5 protein-coding genes are annotated in these 4,666 nt (G+C 73.8%); 3 read left to right on the forward strand and 2 right to left on the reverse strand.

All coding sequences use genetic code 11. The features are described 5' to 3' along the window. A partial coding sequence (locus ACFWAR_RS39205) for a septum formation initiator family protein (RefSeq protein WP_385788461.1) occupies positions 1 to 415 on the reverse strand: 415 nt, incomplete at its 3' end. 37 nt (positions 416 to 452) lie between these two features. Continuing rightward, on the reverse strand, positions 453 to 1,382 hold the full coding sequence (gene rsmH / locus ACFWAR_RS39210) for a 16S rRNA (cytosine(1402)-N(4))-methyltransferase RsmH (protein WP_385788472.1): 930 nt from the start codon (positions 1,380 to 1,382) through the stop codon (positions 453 to 455). Between the two features lie 385 nt (positions 1,383 to 1,767). Between rsmH and ACFWAR_RS39215 the strand changes: the two genes are divergently transcribed. The 3 genes from ACFWAR_RS39215 to ACFWAR_RS39225 all read left to right on the forward strand — a co-directional run. Next, on the forward strand, positions 1,768 to 2,319 hold the full coding sequence (locus ACFWAR_RS39215) for a beta-class carbonic anhydrase (RefSeq protein WP_385788464.1): 552 nt from the start codon (positions 1,768 to 1,770) through the stop codon (positions 2,317 to 2,319). A gap of 98 nt (positions 2,320 to 2,417) precedes the next feature. Then, positions 2,418 to 3,428 (forward strand): AAA family ATPase, encoded by a 1,011-nt coding sequence (locus ACFWAR_RS39220; RefSeq protein WP_385788466.1) that lies wholly within the window; start codon positions 2,418 to 2,420, stop codon positions 3,426 to 3,428. Beyond that, positions 3,428 to 4,666 (forward strand): DUF58 domain-containing protein (locus ACFWAR_RS39225; RefSeq protein ID WP_385788469.1); only part of this gene is annotated, 1,239 nt, incomplete at its 3' end. The genes ACFWAR_RS39220 and ACFWAR_RS39225, both read left to right, overlap by 1 nt.

Below are 4,666 nucleotides of genomic sequence, written 5' to 3' on the forward strand. Positions count from 1 at the left end.
CCGCGGGGCCGGTGGCCGGCGCTGCGGACTGCGGGGCGGACGGCGGGGCGGACGGGGGCGCGGACTGCGGCGCGCCGGAGGCGGCCGCGGGCGGCGGGGAGGGCGGCGGCGGGACCTCGGCGGCGGTCGGCGTGCCGCTGACCTTGCCGTCGGGGCCGAGGAAGACCGGGCTGCCGCCGGGGACCAGCCCCAGCTCGCGGGCCCGGCGCTCCAGCGCGTCGGGCGCCGACTGGGCGTCCACGTCGCGCTGGAGGGCCTGCTGCTCGTCGGTGAGCGAGGTGGTCTCCTTCTTCAGCTTGCTCAGCTGGAAGGAACCCTGGTTGAGCGCCGAGTTGAGCAGCAGCAGGCTGATCAGACCGCCCGCGAGCAGTACGACGACCAGCAGCACGAAGGGCGTCCGCCCGGCCTTGCTCACCCGATCTCCTCCCGGTGCGCCCGCCGCCCGCCCGCGGTCACAGGTGTTCCGCCCGGATCCGCTCGACGCCGCGGCAGCGGGCCGGGGCCGCGCGGCGGTTCTCCGCGATCTCCTCCTCCGTCGGCAGTTCCGCGCCGCGGGTGAGCAGCTTCAGCTTCGGCTGGTACTTCTCCGGCACCACGGGCAGTCCGGGCGGCGCGGTGTTCGCGGCGCCGGCCGCGAAGACCTGCTTGACCAGCCGGTCCTCCAGCGAGTGGTAGGACAGCACCGCGATGCGACCGCCGACGGCGATGCGCTCCACGGCCGCCGGGATCGCCCGCTCCAGGCCCGCCAGCTCGCCGTTGACCTCGATGCGCAGGGCCTGGAAGGTCCGCTTGGCGGGGTTGCCGCCGGTCCGCTTGGCGGCCTGGGGCAGCGCGTCGCGGATCAGCTCGACCAGCCGCGCGCTGTTGCTGAAGGGTTCCTTGTCGCGCTCGCGCACCACCGCGGAGACGATCCGCTTGGCCTGCTTCTCCTCGCCGTACTGGCGCAGGATCCGCACCAGCTCGCCCGGCGGGTAGGTGTTGAGGACCTCGGCCGCGCTCATGCCCGTCGTCTGGTCCATCCGCATGTCCAGCGGCGCGTCCTGCGCGTAGGCGAAGCCGCGGTCGGCCTCGTCCAGCTGCATGGAGGAGACGCCGAGGTCGAAGAGGATGCCCTGGACGGTGGGCGTGCCGAGGCCGTCGAGCACCTCGGCGAGGTCGGCGTAGATCGCGTGCACCAGGGTCGCGCGGTCGCCGAACGGCGCGAGCCGCTCGCCGGAGAGCCGCAGCGCTTCCTTGTCGCGGTCGAGCGCGATCAGGCGCGCTTCGGGGAACCGGGTCAGCAGGGCCTCGCTGTGGCCGCCGAGGCCGAGGGTGCAGTCGACGACGACGGCCCCGGGCCTCTCCAGCGCCGGGGCCAACAGGTCCAGGCACCGCTGGAGCATCACCGGGACGTGTCGGGACTCGCTAGTCAAAGCGCCCTCTCAGGTAACGGCGCGGCAGGCGTACGCACCACCGGGCCGGCCGGTGAGCCGGAGGAGGCCGGGCCGTGCGTACGCGCCGCGCACGCGGAGTTTCATCGGGGGCCGGGGGGCCGGTGAGGGCCGGGCCCCGGCCGGTTCGCGCCACTTTAGTCCAACGGTCGCCGCGGTCAACGAACCGCCCCGCGCGCCGTGCGCCGCTCTCCCGATGAACCGGCAAATGGTGCGAATCACTCGGACGGCCGCGCCCGCCCCACCCTTGTGGGTTAGCTCACAACAAGGTCCATTGACGTTCTTTGTCCATCCTCTCTCCCTGCCCGCACCAGCCGTGACCACTAACGTCGTAGGCATGACGACCTCCGCACACCTGCCTGCCGAGTCCGCGCCCCAGACCACCGGGGGCGAGTCCGTCACCGACCGCCTGGTGCACGCGAACGCCCGCTACGCCGCGCAGTTCACCGATCCGGGCATGGACGCCCGTCCCGTCCTGAAGGTGGCCGTCGTGGCCTGCATGGACGCCCGGCTCGACCTGCACGCCGCCCTGGGCCTGCAGCTCGGCGACTGCCACACCATCCGCAACGCGGGCGGCGTGGTCACCGACGACACCATCCGCTCGCTCACCATCAGCCAGCGGGCGCTCGGCACCCGCAGCGTGATACTCATCCACCACACCGGCTGCGGCCTGGAGAGCCTGACCGAGGACTTCCGGCACGAGCTGGAGGACGAGGTCGGCCAGCGCCCCGCCTGGGCCGTCGAGGCCTTCCGGGACGTGGACCAGGACGTCCGCCAGTCCATGCAGCGCGTGCGGACGAACCCGTTCCTGCCGCACCGCGACGACGTGCGCGGCTTCGTCTTCGACGTCCACACCGGGCTGCTGCGCGAGATCAGTCCCCTCTCCTGAGTGACACCGGGCCGTAACGCCGTCAACAATGTGTCCTTCGGGGTGGGCCGGACATGCGCAATGGGCGTCGGCCCGGTGAAAGGGCACAGGAGAACCAGGTGACCACGTATGACGACCGAGCGAACCTCGCTGATCTGACCACGACGGCGGAGCGGATCCGCCGCTCGGTCGAGAGCGTGATCGAGGGCAAGCCCGAGGTCGTCCGCCTCGCGCTGACGGTCCTGCTCGCCGAAGGGCACCTCCTCATCGAGGACGTGCCCGGGGTCGGCAAGACCATGCTGGCCAAGACGCTGGCCAAGTCGATCGACTGCTCGGTGCAGCGCATCCAGTTCACTCCGGACCTGCTGCCCTCCGACATCACGGGCGTGAGCATCTACGACCAGCAGCGCCACGAGTTCGAGTTCAAGCCCGGCGCGATCTTCGCCCAGATCGTGATCGGCGACGAGATCAACCGGGCCTCGCCCAAGACCCAGTCGGCGCTGCTTGAATCGATGGAGGAGCGCCAGGTCACCAGCGACGGGCAGACCTACCGGCTGCCCGCGCCGTTCATGGTCGTCGCCACCCAGAACCCGGTGGAGATGGAGGGCACCTACCCCCTCCCCGAGGCCCAGCGCGACCGCTTCATGGCCCGCGTCTCCGTCGGCTACCCCAGCCCCGAGGCCGAGCTGGAGATGCTCGACGTGCACGGCGGGCTCTCCCCGCTCGACGACCTCACCGCCGTCGCCCACGCCCACGACATCCTCAAGCTGATCGAGGCCGTCCGCGAGGTGTACGTCGCCGATCCCGTCCGGCGCTACATCGTGGACCTCGTCTCCGCCACCCGCAGCCACCCCGAGCTGCGCCTGGGCGCCTCGCCCCGGGCCACCCTGCACCTGCTCCGCGCGGTCAAGGCCTCCGCCGCCCTGACCGGCCGCGACTACGTGCTGCCCGACGACGTCCAGGCCCTGGCCGCCCCGGTGCTCGCGCACCGCCTGCTGCCCACCGCCCAGGCCCAGCTCAGCCGCCGCACCGCCGAACAGGTGGTCGCCGAGATCATCCAGCGCACCCCGGTCCCGGCCGCCGGCGCGCGCGGCGAGCAGCCGCCCGGCGCGGGCGTCCGGGGCTTCTGATGGGCGCCGGTACCCCTGGCGGTGCCGGTGGCGAGGGCGCCGGAGTGCTCGCGGCGCTCTCCGGGCTCACCACGCGCGGCCGGTCCTTCCTGGCCGCGGGCATCGCCGCCGCCATATGCGCCTACGTCCTGGGCCAGTCCGAGCTGCTGCGCGTCGGGCTGCTCCTCGCCGTCCTGCCGCTGATCTGCGTCTTCGCCCTGCACCGCACCCGCTACCGGGTCTCCGGCAGCCGCCGGCTGACCCCGGTGCGGGTGCCCGCGGGCGCCGAGGCCCGGGTGCAGCTGCGGATGGACAACGTCTCCCGGCTGCCCACCGGCCTGCTGATGCTCCAGGACCGGGTGCCGTACGTGCTCGGGCCCCGGCCCCGGTTCGTGCTGGACCGGGTCGAGCCGGGCGGCCGCCGCGAGGTGTCCTACCGGGTCCGCTCCGACCTGCGCGGGCGCTACCCGCTCGGCCCGCTCCAGCTGCGCCTGGCCGACCCCTTCGGGCTGGTCGAGCTGACCCGCTCGTTCAGCACCTTCGACACCCTCACCGTGGTCCCGCGCACCGAGCCGCTGCCGCCCGTGCGCCTGGCCGGGGAGTCCTCCGGCTACGGCGACGGCAGCCTGCGCGCGCTCGCGCTCGCCGGGGACGACGACGTGATCCCGCGCGGCTACCGGCACGGCGACGACCTGCGCCGCGTCCACTGGCGCTCCACCGCCCGCTACGGCGAGCTGATGGTGCGCCGCGAGGAGCAGCCGCAGCGCAGCCGGGCCACCGTGCTCCTGGACACCCGGCGTCTGGCCTACGAGGGCGCGGGCCCCGACTCGGCCTTCGAGTGGGCCGTCTCGGGAGCGGCCTCCACCCTGGTCCACCTGCTGGAGCGGGGCTTCTCCGTGCGGCTGCTGACCGACACCGGGAACGCGGTGCCCAGCGAGGGCGCCGGCGGCTTCTCCGCCGGCGGCCAGGAGTCCGCCGAAGCGGCGGGGCTGATGATGGACACCCTGGCGATCGTCGGCCATTCCGACGGGGCCGGGCTCTCGCGCGCCCACGACGCGGTGCGCGCCGGCCAGGACGGGCTGCTCGTCGCCTTCCTGGGCGAGCTGGACGACGTACAGACGGCGATGGCGGCGAAGATGCGCGGCCGCTCCGGCGGCGCGATCGCCTTCGTGGTGGACACCGACGCCTGGGCCGACCCGGCGGCGGCCGCCGCCGGGTCGGCCGACGCCCCGCCCTCACCCCAGGCCGCACGACTGCGA

It is taken from the genome of Streptomyces sp. NPDC059917 (genome assembly GCF_042730635.1).
Classification (GTDB): Bacteria; Actinomycetota; Actinomycetes; order Streptomycetales; family Streptomycetaceae; genus Streptomyces.

Coding starts and splice junctions, on each gene's coding strand:
- rsmH (WP_385788472.1), bottom strand. CDS start 1,382: ATGCTCCAGCGGTGCCTGGACCTGTTGGCCCCGGCGCTGGAGAGGCCC.
- ACFWAR_RS39215 (WP_385788464.1), top strand. CDS start 1,768: ATGACGACCTCCGCACACCTGCCTGCCGAGTCCGCGCCCCAGACCACC.